The sequence below is a fragment of the Candidatus Omnitrophota bacterium genome, assembly GCA_028716245.1.
In the GTDB taxonomy this organism is placed as follows: domain Bacteria; phylum Omnitrophota; class Gorgyraeia; order Gygaellales; family Profunditerraquicolaceae; genus UBA6249.
Genome location: JAQUQW010000003.1, coordinates 54,599 through 69,496, shown reverse-complemented (window position 1 = coordinate 69,496; position 14,898 = coordinate 54,599). Strand labels below are relative to the sequence as shown.

Here is a 14,898-nt window from a genome sequence, read left to right as displayed (position 1 = left end):
GAGCAAATGCAAATATCAAAAACTGTAGAAAAAATGCAGTCATCGGGAATCCGGGCATTCTTTGATTTAGTGCTTGGGATGAAGGAGGTTATATCCTTGGGAGTAGGGGAGCCGGATTTTGTCACCCCTTGGCAGATCCGTGAGGCAGGGATCTATTCCCTGGAGCAGGGTTTTACCAGTTATACTTCAAACAAGGGTCTCTATAAACTGCGCATAGGAATCCACCGTTTTTTAAAAAGTGAATATGGCTTAGACTATTGCCCGGATGAAGAAATATTAATTACGGTGGGAGTCAGCGAAGGCCTTGATTTGCTTATGCGGGCGATCATTAACCCTGGGGATAAAATATTGGTTCCCCAGCCCAGTTATGTTTCGTATGGCCCGGTTACCGAGCTTGCCGGCGGCACTCCGGTTTATATCGATACTTCCAAAGATGGATTTAAAATCACTCCCAGGCTTTTAGAAAAACATATTGATCAGAAAACTAAAGGCATCGTTTTAAATTACCCCACTAATCCTACCGGTGTTTCATATCATCGTAAGGAGCTGGTGAATATAAATAAAGTTTTATTAAAACATAAAATACTTTGTATTAGTGATGAAGTTTATAGCGACCTGACTTATGATTTTGAGCATGTTGCTTTTCCAACTTTACCGGGTGCCAAGAAAAACACGGTCTATTTTAACGGATTCTCCAAGTCATACGCGATGACCGGCTGGCGTGTGGGATTTGCTTGTGGGCCAAAAGAGGTTATCGCGGCGATGACCAAAATTCATCAATATACGATTATGTGCGTGTCGATTACCAGCCAGATGGCTGCGGCAGAGGCTTTGGTTAGCGGCAGAAGATCAGTAGAGCAGATGAAACGCGAGTATAACCGCAGGCGGGAGCTTATGGTGTCTGAGTTAGATTCTTTAGGATTAAAATGCTTTCGGCCGCAGGGGGCTTTCTATGTTTTTCCTTGCATTAAAAGCACAGGTTTATCTTCTATGGAATTTTCGCGCCAATTATTGGAAGAGGAGAAGGTAGCGGTAGTCCCGGGAACTGCTTTTGGTCCCTGCGCAGAAGGCTATATCCGGATTTCTTACGCTTCTAGTATGGATAATTTAAAGGAAGCTTTAAGTAGGATTAAAAAGTTTTTAGAAAAGAGGAGATAATGGCTGCCAAAAAGAAAGATAATTTTCAGGTTTACGTAAAACAGATCGAGGCAATTTCTAAAGTAGCCAACCTGATTACTTCAGGTATGTACCTTGAAGAACTGTTGCGCCTGGTTGTGCAGGTTACCGCTGAAATTATGAGCTCTAAGATTTCTTCTTTGATGTTGCTTGATCCGGATAAGAAGGAGCTGGTAGTTAAAGCTACGCAGTCAATATCTGAGGCCTACAATAAAAAGCCCAATATCCGTTTAGGCGAGGGCATAGCCGGCGTGGTTGCCAGAGACAACAAGCCGGTGTGTATTTTGGATGTTAAAACCGACGGCCGCTATCTAAACCAGGATCTGGCTAAAAAAGAGGGCCTTTGTTCTTTGGCCTGTGTGCCGTTGGCAGTGAAGGGAAGAGTTATCGGAGCGCTTAACTGCTATACTTCTAAAAAGCACAAATTTTCTAAACACGAATTGGATCTTTTGACGGCTTTGGCAAACCAGGCAGCGATTGCCATTGAAAACGCGGAGCTGGATTTACGCGTTCGCTCGGCAGAAGAGGCTTTGAATATTCGTAAATTAGTCGAGCGGGCAAAGGATATCCTTTCTCAAGAAGCTAATATTCTACCTTCAGAGGCATATCGCTTGATCCAGAAGCAAAGTATGGATATGCGAAAATCCATGCGCCAGGTGGCCGAAGCGATTATTTTGGCAAAAGACATAAGAGCCAAGAAAAATGAAAGATAAGTCTTTACGCGTAGCAATCGCGCAGGTAAATTCCACTGTCGGCGACCTGCAGGGAAATGCCGCTAAAATCATCCGCTATATCGAAAAAGCAAAAGATTACGGCACAGATATAATCTGTTTTCCGGAATTGGCGCTTTGCGGATACCCTCCCGAAGATCTCCTGTTAAAACCAAAATTTATCAGCGATAATATCGATGCCTTAGAAAATTTGGCAAAAAATATCAATGGTAATGTTGTAGCGATTGTGGGTTTTGCTGATGGCAGGTTTAAAGAAACATACAATGCCGCCGCGATAATTTATAACAGGCAAATTAAAGGGGTGTATCGTAAAATTTTTCTGCCCAATTACGGGGTTTTTGATGAGCGGCGTTATTTTGACCCCGGGAATAAATCTCTGGTTTTTGGACTCCGCGATTTTATCTTTGGGGTAAATATCTGCGAAGATATCTGGTATCCGGACGGGCCGACAAAATCGCAGGCAGCATCGGGAGCAAAATTAATCCTGAATATCAATGCTTCTCCCTATTATGCGGCTAAATTTAAGGAAAGGCAGGCGATCATTACCAATCAAGCCAAGACTAACAAGGTATTTGTTGTTTACGCTAACCTTGTCGGTGGCCAGGACGAGCTGGTATTTGACGGCCAGAGTATGATTGTTGATAATAAGGGTAAGATGCTGGCCTGCGCCAAGGCCTTTGCGGAAGATTTATTAATTCAGGATTTAGCTATTCCCGTAAGGAGAATAAGGTTTTCTAAAAAGATAATTAGAATCTCAAGCACAAAGGCACCGGCAAAGAAAAAAATAGCTATCCGGCAAGAGCCTAAAATTTTAGAACCGGCAGCTGAGGTTTATCAGGCATTAGTTTTAGGATTAAAGGATTACGTGCTTAAAAACGATTTCGGAAAAGTTATAATCGGTTTAAGCGGCGGGATTGACTCTTCTCTTGTGGCAACACTAGCGGTTGATGCTTTGGGCCGAGAAAATGTTACCGGCGTATTTATGCCTTCGCGCTATTCTTCCAACCAGTCACATGAAGACGCTATCGCGCTAGCGAGAAATTTAGGGATTAAATTTATCACTATTTCTATCGAACAAATATTCAGGTTTTACCTGTTGGTGCTTGAGCCGCATTTTACAGGTTTGGCAAGGGATACAGCCGAGGAGAACCTGCAGGCGCGCATAAGAGGCAATATCCTGATGGCTTTTTCCAACAAGTTCGGCTGGCTGGTTTTGACTACCGGAAATAAATCGGAGATGAGCACAGGTTACGCCACTCTTTATGGCGATATGGCCGGCGGCCTTGCCGTGATAAAAGATGTGCCCAAAACATTAGTTTATAAATTATCCCGATACCGGAATTCTATCTGTCAGGTTATCCCTGAGCGCGTATTTACCAAGGCCCCTACTGCCGAACTAAAGCCAAACCAAAAGGATCAGGATACTTTGCCGCCTTATGAAACCCTGGATGCGATCCTCAAAGCCTATGTTGAGGAAGATAAGGATTTAGCGAAAATTATTTCTTTAGGTTTTGATAAAGAAATTGTTAATAAGACCGTAGGTATGGTGGATAAAAATGAATATAAACGCAGGCAGTCTCCTCCGGGTATCAAGATCACGCCTAAAGCCTTTGGCCGGGACAGGCGCATGCCGATTACCAATAAGTATCGCGGTTAAGAAAAGGTAAGAAATAAGCTAATCTTATGATTCATAGCGCAAATCATGTGGTAAACTTGATCAATGGATTAGGGGATATCGGTGTCTTTATCGGGATGTTCCTGGAATCCAGCGTTGTGCCCATACCCTCGGAAGTCGTTATTATCGGCGCTAGTTCAGTCGGCATACCGGTAGTTTCTATAGCAATTTTTGGATCTTTAGGGGCTACCTTAGGGGCAATGGTGGGCTATCTTTTGGGTAGATGCGCGGCTATGCCGGTAATCTTAAAATACGGAAAGTTTGTTTTGATTAAGCCTCACCATATCGAGAAAGCGGAAAAATTTGCCAAAAAATATGGTGTTTACAGCGTTCTCATCGGCAGGGTTTTACCCGTGGTGCCTTTTAAGGTATTTTCCATTGCCGCGGGAATTACAAAAATACCTTTTGTGCCTTTTGTGGTCTGTACGTTAATCGGTGTGGTTCCGCGTATATTCCTTTTAGCGATGTTTGGCCTTAGCCTGGCTAAATTTACCAAGCCTACGCTTATGGTTGCCGGCGGTATTGTTTTGATATTTTTAGCTTATAAGGCAAGCCACGCGTTTTATAAAAGTGCTTCAAGAAAAAGAATCAAGTAGCTAAGTAAAAATTTAGGTTACCAATGCCAGCATCTTTTTACTTGTACTAATGTAAGGCATGCAGTGATGCATAAAAAAGACACAGGCGTTCCAAGATAAGGAACGCCATTTTTATTTTTTTATCAGTTGTTTAAGACGCAGGCGTCTTTTAATCCGAAGATGGATAAAAAAGACGCTTTTTAATTTTTATCAACTAACTGTGTAACCAAATGTGAAAGGGGGATTAATATGGCACAAAATCAAAATGACTTATCTCTAGTAAAACCTAAGCTGGGGTTATTAGGTGCGGCGATGAACGCGATGGCCTTGATTGCCCCAGGGGCATTTTTGTGGATTACCTATCAGCTGCAAGCCGCTGCTAGTGCGCCAAGCGGGGCATCTGTTGCAAGCGATATCTGGGCAGGTATTGCGCTTGCTCTGACCGTATGTTTTTTGACAGCCCTATCCTATTCGGAACTTGCAAAAATTTATCCTGAGGCGGGTTTTGCCAGCTGCACCTACTTTGCGGAAAAGGCTTTCTTGGACGCTCGCAAGGAGAAAGTCAGCGGCCCCACTTCAATGGCCCGCATAGCTAAGCTTGTTACTGGTTGGGCAGCGCATCTTTTCTATTGGGTTTATCCGGGAGTTATGGTCGCGATGATGGCGACTCTTATCGGTTATATTTATACACAGTTTACCGGGCATACTTTATCGATAATGAATATGACTGTTATCGGTATTGCATTTACAGTTGTTACCGGCTATATAGCCTACCGGGGAGTGACAGGCTCAACGGTGGTAGCAATCTGGATCAATGTTATCCAATGGATTACCTTAATTATCTTTACCGCCTTAGCCATCTGGTACCGTATTGCTAATCCCCAACACGCAGCGCAATGGGTTTTTAGCGGAGGTGTGGATATTATTAGGATACATTCCTTGCAGGGTATTTTGGTTCAGTCGACCATAGCTATTTTAATCCTGGTTGGTTTTGAAAGCTGCACAGCTTTAGCAGCTGAAACAAAAAACCCTCAATCAACAATTCCTAAGGCGATTATCATTTCTCTTATTGTCCAGGGGTTGTTTGCTTATCTGTTTGAGTATTTCGGCGCAAGCTTTATGATTAGTGAGAAGTTAGTCAATACTACTGGTACCACCACGGTAACCGGTATGGCTGCTGCCGCGGCATCAGGCGCTCCAATCGGAGACCTAGCCAAGTTGATCGGAGATTCTCTGTTCCATGGCTTGGGATTTGGTTTAATGATTACTATGGCAATTACTGTAGCCATTGCGGTAATCGGAACAACCTTAAGCTGTATGAATACGGCAATGCGTGTGAGTGCTGGTATGGCAGAGGACAGAGAGCTGCCTTCCTCGCTAGGTTTTATACATACTAAGTATATTACCCCACATGTTTCCCTTGCAACCTTGATCCTGATTACTTCAGTAGTCGGGGCTATTGGCGTTCGGTCAGTAGTCGGGCTAACGGGTATTACTCTTGCTTCAAACCTAGGAACATTCATACTTTATGGCCTGACCTGTGTATGGACTATTGTGGCATTCAAGGGCAGGGAAGATTTTAATCTTTTAAAGCATGGTATTATTCCTGTGGCAGGCGTCATTGCCAATGTTGTTATGACCATAGGTATCCTTTACCTATATATTATTGGTAATGCCGATGCCAAGTCAGAAGCAAAGATTTGCTTTATGTTCGCCGGAGGATGGGCTCTGATAAGTATTATCTATGTTGCAGTAACTACCGTGCGAAAAACATACCGCTTAAAAATGGTATCTGGCATGATCCGTCCGGAACAGTTGAATATTGTGGTGCAGGCCCTTAAAGAGGACGACTGTATTCTAGGCATGACTGTTACAAAAGTAAAGGGGTTCGGCAGGCAAAAAGGACACCTTGATGGAGAGCCGGAAAGTGATAAAATTAGTTTTATCCCCAAGATTAGGATTGATGTCGTAGTTAAAGAATGGGATGTTCCTCAAATAATGGATATTATAAAGGAGGCCGCCTGTACCGGTAATGTCGGTGACGGTAAGATCTTCGTGACCGATGCATCGGAAGCTATGCGTATCCGAACAGGAGAACAAGGGGTTTGGGCAATATAGACAACATAAATGTAGCGTGAAATCATGAAGAAGATAGAATGCATTATCCGTTCGGAAAAACTAAAAGAGCTGACTGAGGCGCTGCTGGGAGCCGGGATAGGGGGAATGACAGTAAGTGAAGTGCGTGGTTTTGGCATCCAGAGCATAAGGCCGGAAAGTTTCCTTTTTGTGCATAAAACCAAGATCGAGGTTTATGCCCTTGATTCTCAGGTAAATGAAATTCTGGCCGTAATCTTAAAAGAATGTTTTTCCGGCCATGCCGGTGACGGCAAAGTCGCTGTAATGCCATTGGATAACTGCATTCGTATACGTACAAAAGAAAAAATGGATAAGGCAGTTGTTTAAGAGGAAGGAGAAAAATGATGGAGAAGTTTGGGAGTATATTTAAAGGTATCGTAAGCGGTAGTATGGTAGTAATATTTTTGGGATTATGTTTTCTTGGAGTAAATATTCCTTCTGTTTTGGCGGAGGATGCCGGCAATATGGCACCAGCAGCTGCGCCTGCGGCCACACCTGCGCCAGCGGCTACACCTTCGCTTGCGCCATTGATGAGTATTTTGGACAAGGCAGGACTGGCTAACCCTTTGAGCAAACTTGGGATTAACATCTATGGCTACAGCCAAGCCGGTTACATGTACGATAGTACAGTACCAAAAAAGGGCCAGACCTTTATGGGATTCAATAACTTAAAGAACACCCCGCTTCTTGACAAGATTGGTTTAACTATTGAGCGGACAGTAGATCCTTCTAAGAGACAGCTTGACTGGGGTTTTCGTTCGAAGACTATCTGGGGTTTTGATTCAAAATGGATACATTCAAACGGCCTTGTTGCTACGCAGACCGGACGCTACCAATGGGATCCTCTGGAAGCATACGTAGACGTAGCGCTGCCTTATGTGCCTATGAAAATTCGCGTCGGAAAATGGATTGAACTTGCCGGTTTTGAGCAATTCGACGCCAACATATATGGCGCATTCGGAGATCCATCCAGGGCACTATATTCCTATAGCTACTCGTTCCTCTATGCGGAGCCGGGTACGCAGACAGGGGCCTTTGCTACCTATATATTGAATCCTCAATGGACCTTTGACGCCGGCCTTACACGGGGTTGGAACCAGTCAACGCGGGATTCTAATGGTACTTCTGACTTCTTGGGCCGCGTTACCTATACGCCTAGCGATAAGACTTGCGTTATTTTCGTTATGACTGAAGGTCCGGAATACCCTATAGCTGTAGGAAGTAATTTACCTGCTGGCGACAACAAACATTGGTGGACTGCGTTGGATTTGGTGGTAACACAGAAGGTAACCGACAAATTGAGCCTGGGTACAGGCCTTGACTATGTTGACGCTCCGCAGATCCCCGGCTTAAAAAATGGCACCAAGCAATGGGGAGCCGTGGATGGCTATGTAAGCTATGCTTTCGATCCACACTTCACGCTTAATGGGCGGTTGGAATGGTACAACGATTCATCCAATGGTTTTGCTACTGGCGCATCCACCGGTGCCAATTACTACGAGTCCACAGTGGGCGTGGCTATCAAGCCGTTTCCAAAAGACAAGATTTTATCTAATTTGCTGCTAAGGCCGGAAGTCCGCTATGACTGGGCTAACCGCAAGGTCTTTGACAACAAGGATAAAGGTCAGTTGATGTTAGGCGGGGACATCTTGTTTACTTTTTAGAAACGCTCTTTTTGAGTTTAGCAGTCATTTTTTAGACAGATATCGATTCCTAATAAAGGGGTGAGACTATGAAAAAGATAGAAGCTATAATTCGTCCCGCAAAAGTCGGCGATGTGTGCGCTGCCCTGGAGAAGGTTGGACATCCGGGGATTATGATTACTGAAATCGAAGGGCACGGCAAACAAAAAGGCATAGAGCAGGAATTCCGCGGCAAAACCTATAAAACAGAATTACTGAGCAAGGCAAAACTTGAGGTTGTGGTCAATGACCGGGATTTGGATAAGACAATCAAAGCTATGCGCGAAGCTGCTTTTACCGGGAAGGTGGGGGATGGTAAAATATTTGTTTATCCGGCAGATAACGCAATCAGAATCCGCACCGATGAAAAAGGAGAGGACGCGGTATAGCCGGAGGAATTTCTAGATGTTGGATACGGAATTAATTAGCAAACTTTTACAGTTTAAAGAAGAAAGAAAGTATACTCTTTACGATCTATCTAAGAAACTCGACCTCCAAGTAACTACTATAGAAAGATGGTTCAGGACTAAGCACATTAATAAAGTTTATGCCAGATTAGTCAGGGAAACATTGAACATAGATTAATTTTATTCATTATTAAATAAATTAGAGAAGTTTTGAGCTTGACAAAGGTATTTTTTGCGGTATATTTATTTTAATAAGCTTAATCTTTTTTTAGACTTGTATGTGAATCTAAAAAGATAGCGGGGAATCCAAGAATCCGATCGACTAAAATGATCTTGGGGCCAATATCTGGAAATATCAGATTAGGGTTACTCGACCCGAGCCCGACAGCTAACCTCGTAAGCCAATTTTGAGAGAACATGCCAGGGAAAGCGTTCTCTGGTTTTTTATTTGTATGAGAACGCTGGTATAAAAGGAGAGCAAGAAGTGAAAATCGCGGATTTGGTATATAAGGATCTATTAAGCGTAAACTTGAAATCCCGTACAAGTGAAGGTGTAATCCGGGAGATTGTCGACCAGCTTTATAAAAGCCGCAAAATTAAAGACAAAAAACGTGTTTTAGAAAGCCTTCTCAAAAGGGAAAAGCTTGGCAGTACCGGAATCGGGGATGGCATAGCTATCCCCCATGCTAGAATAGCTGAACTAAAAGAGGGATTGATATTTGTTGGCATCTCAAGGGAAGGAATAGATTTTTCTTCCATTGACAAGAAGCCGGTGCATTTGGTTATGTTTTTTCTGACTCCGCTGGTAGAAAGCGAAATGCATCTTAAAATTTTATCGAAGCTGGCCGTACTCTTGGATAATAAAGTATTTGTCCGGCAGATCCTGAACTGCTCAACCAACGAGGAGCTCTATCGGGCCTTAAAGTATGGAGGAATCGAGAAAGAAGGTTTTATCGCTTTAAGCAAAGAGGAGATTTATCTTGAATTGGCAAGCAGCGATAACGGTATCTCTGAAGTTTCCGCGGGAAAACGGCTGGAGGTATATGGAACCAATAAATTGAAAGCCGTTAAAAAAACCCCCTTGATTATAAGGTTCTCGCTCCATCTTACTAATTTACTGGCGGTGATGATGTGGATTTGCGGCGCCCTTTGTTTTTGGGCGCAGATGCCGGAGGCAGGTTGGGCCTGCATTGCCGTAGTCTTTATTAACGCGATATTTAGTTTTTGGCAGGAGTTTAAAGCGGAGAAGGCGATTGAGGCGCTTTCCAAACTGATTCCATCTAATGCCCGTCTAATCAGGGAGGGCAAGGAGAAGCTCGTGCCTACAAGCGAGATTGTCCCGGGAGATATCATTATGCTGGAGGAAGGAGATAACGTCCCCGCGGATGCCAGGTTGATCGAAGCTGCCGAATTACGCTTGAACAATAGCGCCTTCTCCGGAGAATCCAAGCTGGCCTATAAATTTTCAGAGGAATTTCATGACGGAAAGGATTTTCTGTGGCTGGAAATGCCTAATTTGGTTTTTGCCGGAACCAGCGTTGCCTCAGGCATGGGAAAAGCGGTGGTCATTGCCACGGGTATGGGGACCGAGATTGGTAAAATCGCCTACCTGACGCAGACGGTCAAAGAAGATCTCAGCCCGCTGCAAAGAGAGGTCAATCGCATCGGCAAATTGATTTCATTTATATCGGTAGCTATGGGTTTGGTTTTTTTCTTTGCGGGTTTATTTTTTACTAAATTGACGGTTTTTGCTTCGGGAATGTTTGCGATAGGTATTATTACGGCCAATGTTCCTCAGGGGCTCATGCCTACTTTGACCCTTGCCTTGGCCATGGCCGTGCAGCGGATGGCTAAGCGGAAAGCCCTGATCAAAAAACTTTCTTCAGTAGAAACGTTGGGTTGTACCAACGTTATTTGCACGGATAAAACCGGCACGCTGACAACCAATCAAATGAGTGTCCGGAAAATTTGGATCGATGATAAGGTTATCGAAGCCTCCGGAAGCGGATATGAACCGGCAGGAGAATTTACTTGTAAGGGCAGCGTTCTTTTAAAAAATGTTCTTCGGAGCGCTGCTTTTGATCAGCTGATGCATATTTGCGCATTATGCAATACCGCAAAGCTAAATTCTCCCTCAGAGACGATAACGTATTGGAGTATTATTGGCGATCCGACGGAAGCCGCATTATTGACCTTAATGCGAAAAGCCGGTTATGACGCCGACCAAGAGCGCCTAAAATATCCGGTACTAAAACGTTTTCCATTTGAATCGATACGTAAGAGAATGAGCTCTATCCATACTCTTCCCGATGGAGATACTTATGCGTTGGTTAAGGGCTCTCCTAAAGAGATCCTGGAGCTTTGTAATAAGGTTATGCTTGGAAACGATATCGCGGATTTGACTGTAGAGAAGAAATCGGAAATATCCGCTTCTGTAGAGAGGTTTGCCGAAGAAGGTTTAAGGGTTTTGGGTTTTGCATTTTGTAAAATTAATCCCAAGGATATTTCCGGGGCGACGGCGCAGTCGGTTGAAAAAGAGTTGGTTTTTGTCGGAGCCACGGGTATGTATGATCCACCCCGGCCGGAAGTAAAAGATGCTGTCGGGATTTGCAAAAAAGCCGGAATTCGCGTGGTGATGATTACCGGTGATTATCAGGTAACCGCCCTATCTATCGCCAGGCAGGTAGGGATTGTGTCTTCGCAAAATTACGAAGTTATTAACGGAACAGATTTGATTCATATGAGCGATGAGCAATTAAAGGAGAAGGTTGGCAGCAAAGAAATTATTTTTGCCAGGGCAAATCCCGAGCATAAATTAAGGGTGGTAAATACTTTTAAGGAGATGGGTAATATCGTGGCGGTGACCGGAGACGGCGTCAACGATGCCCCTGCCCTTAAGCGTTCCGATATTGGCGTGGCGATGGGGCTGCGCGGGACTGACGTGGCCAAAGAATCCGCCGAGATGGTTCTGCTCGACGATAATTTTGCCAGTATCGTTTCGGCTATTGAAGAGGGCCGGGCGGTATTCGATAATATCAAGAAATTTATTACCTATATCTTCGCCCACCTTGTACCCGAGGGGATACCTTTTATATTCTATGTTTTATTTAAGATTCCCGTGCCGATTGCCGTACTGCAGATTTTAGCTATTGATTTGGGCACGGAGATTTTTCCCGCCTTGGCCTTAGGCGCGGAGAAACCCGAGCCGGGGATAATGAACCTTCCGCCAAGGCCTAAGAATAAAGGAGTGATTGATAAAATGGTGCTCTTTAGAGGTTATATCATTTTGGGGCTGTTGAGCACGGCGGCAACCTTAGGTTCCTATTATCTTATACTTTTTCAGGGAGGATGGAAACCCGGAATGCAGCTTGAGCCAAATGACACTACCTTTACTAATCCGCTGCATCTGAAGGCAATGACCATTCTTTTTGTTGGTATTGTCGTGATGCAAATCGCCAATGTTTTTAATTGCCGCAGCGAAAAATATTCAACATTTAGGATCGGGTTTTTCAGTAATATGCGTATTTTCTGGAGTATTGCCATTTCGTTTATTTTTACCTGCGTCTTGATCTACGTGCCGTTTTTTCAGAAGATATTCAATACTACGGGTTTAAGCTCAGGGGACTGGGTGATATTATTTCTATTTATGCTATCGATATTTGCTATCGAAGAATTGCGGAAACGTTTTGGGAATTTTAGTTGACAAATCCCTGAAATGTGTTAAACTTTAAATAGATTACAGCGTTGTAGCAAAAGACACAGAAGTCTTCTGGCGAGAAAGGTTTGCCGGAAGGCTTTTTTATTTTGTCAGGACTAAGGCGTCCTTTGCCCACCAGGGCACACCCGCGCAATACATTATAAGCGCGGGGTGTACCCATATGGGACCAAAGGACGTTTTTGTTTTAACAAGGGAGTAAACTATGGGTTTTGAGGAGTTGCACCGGAAACTGTCGCCAACCATTAAGCGGATTGCCTATAAGTTAAACGGACGCTATCGTTCGTTTAGCCATGAGGATCTGTATCAGGAGGCCTCAATCCACCTTTGGAGTAATTTTCTAAAAGGCAAGCTTAGCGATAAGACCGACAGCTATATCTTGCAGGGATGTTATTTCCACTTGAGGAACTATATCCGTAAAGTAAATGAGCGTTCCAATATTATTAGTATGGATGCTTCTTTGAATACCAATAATGAGGCAACCGTAGAAGAGGTATTGGGGAAATATTGGTCTTGTCCGGATTGCCGGCAGGATTTACACAATAAGTTTTTAGCGCAAAGCATCCGGGATAATGGTTTTAACCCGAAAGAGAAAAGGCTGCTTGATTATTTTAGCCAGGGCCTGACTACCAGAGATATAGGCAAGCGTATGGGGATATCCCATGTCAGCGTGGTTAAGCTGATGCGCAAGATCAGGGCTAAATCCCAAAAACATTTAGATAAAATTTAGTTACCAGATTTAAGTATTTTTTACTTGTAGTAATGTAAGACACATTGAAGTGTGAGACTTAAACATAGGCGTTCTATGAAAATAGAGCGCTTTTTTATTAACTTTTTTTGCACATTTGTTTTATCAAATGCATATGTAATTTCCATGATTGACGGAAAATTGATCGATAAATTGATCCAGCTAAAAGAAGAAAGAAGCTATACCTTGTATGATTTATCCAAAAAGCTGGATATTCAGGTGACTACAATTGAGCGCTGGTTTAAGACCAAGCGCATCAATAAAGTTTACGCGCAGATGGTGAAGGATAAATTAAGAATAGATTAATATAAGAAAAGGAGAGCAAGATGATTAATTCAGGCGATACGGCGTGGGTTTTGATTTCATCAGCGCTGGTTTTATTGATGACTCCCGGCCTGGCTTTTTTCTACGGCGGCATGGTCAGGCGCAAGAATGTGTTAAGTGTTTTGATGCAATGTTTTATCATTATGTGTGTTTTAAGCCTGCAATGGGTTTTGGTGGGTTATAGTTTATCTTTTCACCCGGGAAATGGATTCTGGGGAGGGCTGCAATGGCTGGGTTTAAATGGAGTAGGTTTAGAGCCTTATGCGGACTACTCCGGAACGATTCCGCATCAGGCCTTTATGATCTTTCAGGCGATGTTCGCGATAATCACTCCGGCTTTAATCATCGGTGCGTTTGCCGAGAGGATGAAGTTTTCGGCTTTTTTAATTTTTACCCTGCTTTGGGCAACCTTTGTTTATAATCCTCTATGCCACTGGGTTTGGGGAATAGGTGGATGGCTGAGGAATTTGGGAGCTTTGGATTTTGCCGGAGGCACTGTCGTGCACATCAACGCCGGTATCGCTGCTTTAGTGACGGCAATTGTGTTAGGTAAAAGAAATAACCTGGAGAAAAATGTACCTACACCGCATAATATGCCTTTTGTGGTCTTAGGCACGGCGCTTTTATGGTTTGGCTGGTTTGGTTTTAATGCCGGAAGCGCTTTAGCGGCAAATGGCCTGGCGGTAAACGCTTTTGTCGTGACCAACACTGCCGCGGCGGCCGCGGGTTTAAGTTGGGCTTTGATTGAGTGGATCCGTAATGGTAAACCGACTATCTTCGGCCTTTGTTCGGGCGCGGTTGCCGGATTAGTTGCGATTACTCCAGCGGCGGGTTTTGTCAGTGTTATCCCGGCAATTATTATCGGTTTATTGGTAAGTGTATTTTGTTTTATCGCTGTAACCGTAATCAAACCTTTGTTTGGTTATGATGATTCGCTGGATGCTTTTGGCGTGCATTGTGTCGGAGGAATTTGGGGGGCATTGGCTACCGGGTTATTTGCCTCCAAGCTGGTTAATTCCGCCGGTGCCAACGGAGTATTTTTTGGTAACCCCAAACAGTTCCTGGTTCAGCTTTTAGCTGTAGGGGTAACTGTTGTTTATACGGGAGTTATGACCTTTATCATCTACAAATTAGTAGATATTTTTATCGGGGTCAGGGTGGATGAGAAGTCAGAAGCTATGGGCCTTGACCTGACACAGCATAGAGAGAGGGCGTATACCATATTAGAATAGCGAAAAACACGGGGACGGTTCTGGATTTTCCAGAACCGTCCCCTGGATTCTCACAAGGAGGTTTTTATGAAATTAGTCATTGCGATAATTCAACCGTATAAATTAGAGGAAGTAAAAGAAGAATTGTATAAAGCGGAAGTAAACCTGATTACCGTAAGTGAAGTTTTAGGGCACGGCCGGCAGAAAGGCGTGACGGAAGTTTACCGTGGTTCGAAGGAAACCGGAAACCTTTTGCGTAAAATTCGTCTTGAGATTGCCGTGAATGATAACTACCTTGACCAGACAATCAAAGCTATTGTTAAAGGGGCTAAGACCGGTGAAACTGGCGACGGTAAAATCTTTATCCTGGATCTTAAGGAATGTATCCGCATCCGCACCGAAGAGCAGGGAAACTCGGCGATAGGATAAAAATTTAAGTTACCAAAACAAGCAATTGTTTACTTGTATGATTATAAGTTAATATAGGCACGCTGTAGTGTTTATATTGAATAGCGCAA

The 14,898-nt window shown here is 43.7% G+C and carries 13 protein-coding genes and 1 riboswitch; all 13 genes read left to right on the top strand.

Annotated features, from left to right (window positions below; translation table 11 throughout):
- Window positions 1-6: 6 nt before the first annotated feature.
- The 13 genes from PHG87_06410 to PHG87_06350 all read left to right on the top strand — a co-directional run bounded on the left by PHG87_06410 (window position 7) and on the right by PHG87_06350 (window position 14,809).
- On the top strand, window positions 7-1,158 hold the full coding sequence (locus tag PHG87_06410; GenBank protein MDD5477808.1) for an aminotransferase class I/II-fold pyridoxal phosphate-dependent enzyme: 1,152 nt from the start codon (window positions 7-9) through the stop codon (window positions 1,156-1,158).
- Window positions 1,158-1,889 carry a GAF domain-containing protein gene (locus tag PHG87_06405; protein ID MDD5477807.1) on the top strand — a complete coding sequence of 244 codons (732 nt, stop codon included), beginning with the start codon at window positions 1,158-1,160 and terminating at the stop codon, window positions 1,887-1,889. Before PHG87_06410 ends, PHG87_06405 begins: the two co-directional genes overlap by 1 nt.
- Window positions 1,879-3,564, top strand: coding sequence for an NAD+ synthase (locus tag PHG87_06400; protein ID MDD5477806.1), 1,686 nt, complete (start codon window positions 1,879-1,881; stop codon window positions 3,562-3,564). Before PHG87_06405 ends, PHG87_06400 begins: the two co-directional genes overlap by 11 nt.
- A gap of 26 nt (window positions 3,565-3,590) precedes the next feature.
- Complete coding sequence (locus tag PHG87_06395; GenBank protein MDD5477805.1) at window positions 3,591-4,178, top strand: DedA family protein; 588 nt, start codon at window positions 3,591-3,593, stop codon at window positions 4,176-4,178.
- A gap of 228 nt (window positions 4,179-4,406) precedes the next feature.
- Window positions 4,407-6,275, top strand: a complete 1,869-nt coding sequence (locus PHG87_06390) for a P-II family nitrogen regulator (GenBank protein ID MDD5477804.1) — start codon at window positions 4,407-4,409, stop codon at window positions 6,273-6,275.
- Window positions 6,276-6,299: 24 nt separating this feature from the next.
- The gene (locus PHG87_06385) at window positions 6,300-6,620 is read left to right on the top strand and encodes a P-II family nitrogen regulator (GenBank protein MDD5477803.1); all 321 of its coding nucleotides are present in this window, start codon (window positions 6,300-6,302) and stop codon (window positions 6,618-6,620) included.
- A 14-nt stretch (window positions 6,621-6,634) separates the two neighbouring features.
- A complete protein-coding gene (locus PHG87_06380; protein ID MDD5477802.1) occupies window positions 6,635-7,957 on the top strand; it encodes an outer membrane beta-barrel protein in 1,323 nt (440 codons plus the stop codon).
- A 68-nt stretch (window positions 7,958-8,025) separates the two neighbouring features.
- Complete coding sequence (locus PHG87_06375) at window positions 8,026-8,364, top strand: P-II family nitrogen regulator (protein ID MDD5477801.1); 339 nt, start codon at window positions 8,026-8,028, stop codon at window positions 8,362-8,364.
- A 262-nt stretch (window positions 8,365-8,626) separates the two neighbouring features.
- A riboswitch (cyclic di-AMP (ydaO/yuaA leader) is annotated at window positions 8,627-8,801 on the top strand.
- Between the two features lie 65 nt (window positions 8,802-8,866).
- Entirely contained in the window at window positions 8,867-12,085 is a 3,219-nt protein-coding gene (locus PHG87_06370) for an HAD-IC family P-type ATPase (protein MDD5477800.1), read from the top strand.
- A gap of 217 nt (window positions 12,086-12,302) precedes the next feature.
- A complete protein-coding gene (locus tag PHG87_06365) occupies window positions 12,303-12,827 on the top strand; it encodes a sigma-70 family RNA polymerase sigma factor (protein MDD5477799.1) in 525 nt (174 codons plus the stop codon).
- 144 nt (window positions 12,828-12,971) lie between these two features.
- Window positions 12,972-13,151, top strand: coding sequence for a hypothetical protein (locus PHG87_06360; GenBank protein ID MDD5477798.1), 180 nt, complete (start codon window positions 12,972-12,974; stop codon window positions 13,149-13,151).
- Window positions 13,152-13,171: 20 nt separating this feature from the next.
- Window positions 13,172-14,401 (top strand): ammonium transporter, encoded by a 1,230-nt coding sequence (locus tag PHG87_06355; GenBank protein MDD5477797.1) that lies wholly within the window; start codon window positions 13,172-13,174, stop codon window positions 14,399-14,401.
- A 66-nt stretch (window positions 14,402-14,467) separates the two neighbouring features.
- A complete protein-coding gene (locus PHG87_06350; GenBank protein ID MDD5477796.1) occupies window positions 14,468-14,809 on the top strand; it encodes a P-II family nitrogen regulator in 342 nt (113 codons plus the stop codon).
- Window positions 14,810-14,898: the final 89 nt, after the last annotated feature.

Bases quoted from the DNA above. Each gene is read 5' to 3' on its own strand.
- PHG87_06410 (MDD5477808.1), top strand. From the start codon at position 7: ATGCAAATATCAAAAACTGTAGAAAAAATGCAGTCATCGGGAATCCGG.
- PHG87_06405 (MDD5477807.1), top strand. From the start codon at position 1,158: ATGGCTGCCAAAAAGAAAGATAATTTTCAGGTTTACGTAAAACAGATC.
- PHG87_06400 (MDD5477806.1), top strand. From the start codon at position 1,879: ATGAAAGATAAGTCTTTACGCGTAGCAATCGCGCAGGTAAATTCCACT.
- PHG87_06395 (MDD5477805.1), top strand. From the start codon at position 3,591: ATGATTCATAGCGCAAATCATGTGGTAAACTTGATCAATGGATTAGGG.
- PHG87_06390 (MDD5477804.1), top strand. From the start codon at position 4,407: ATGGCACAAAATCAAAATGACTTATCTCTAGTAAAACCTAAGCTGGGG.
- PHG87_06385 (MDD5477803.1), top strand. From the start codon at position 6,300: ATGAAGAAGATAGAATGCATTATCCGTTCGGAAAAACTAAAAGAGCTG.
- PHG87_06380 (MDD5477802.1), top strand. From the start codon at position 6,635: ATGATGGAGAAGTTTGGGAGTATATTTAAAGGTATCGTAAGCGGTAGT.
- PHG87_06375 (MDD5477801.1), top strand. From the start codon at position 8,026: ATGAAAAAGATAGAAGCTATAATTCGTCCCGCAAAAGTCGGCGATGTG.
- PHG87_06365 (MDD5477799.1), top strand. From the start codon at position 12,303: ATGGGTTTTGAGGAGTTGCACCGGAAACTGTCGCCAACCATTAAGCGG.
- PHG87_06360 (MDD5477798.1), top strand. From the start codon at position 12,972: ATGATTGACGGAAAATTGATCGATAAATTGATCCAGCTAAAAGAAGAA.
- PHG87_06355 (MDD5477797.1), top strand. From the start codon at position 13,172: ATGATTAATTCAGGCGATACGGCGTGGGTTTTGATTTCATCAGCGCTG.
- PHG87_06350 (MDD5477796.1), top strand. From the start codon at position 14,468: ATGAAATTAGTCATTGCGATAATTCAACCGTATAAATTAGAGGAAGTA.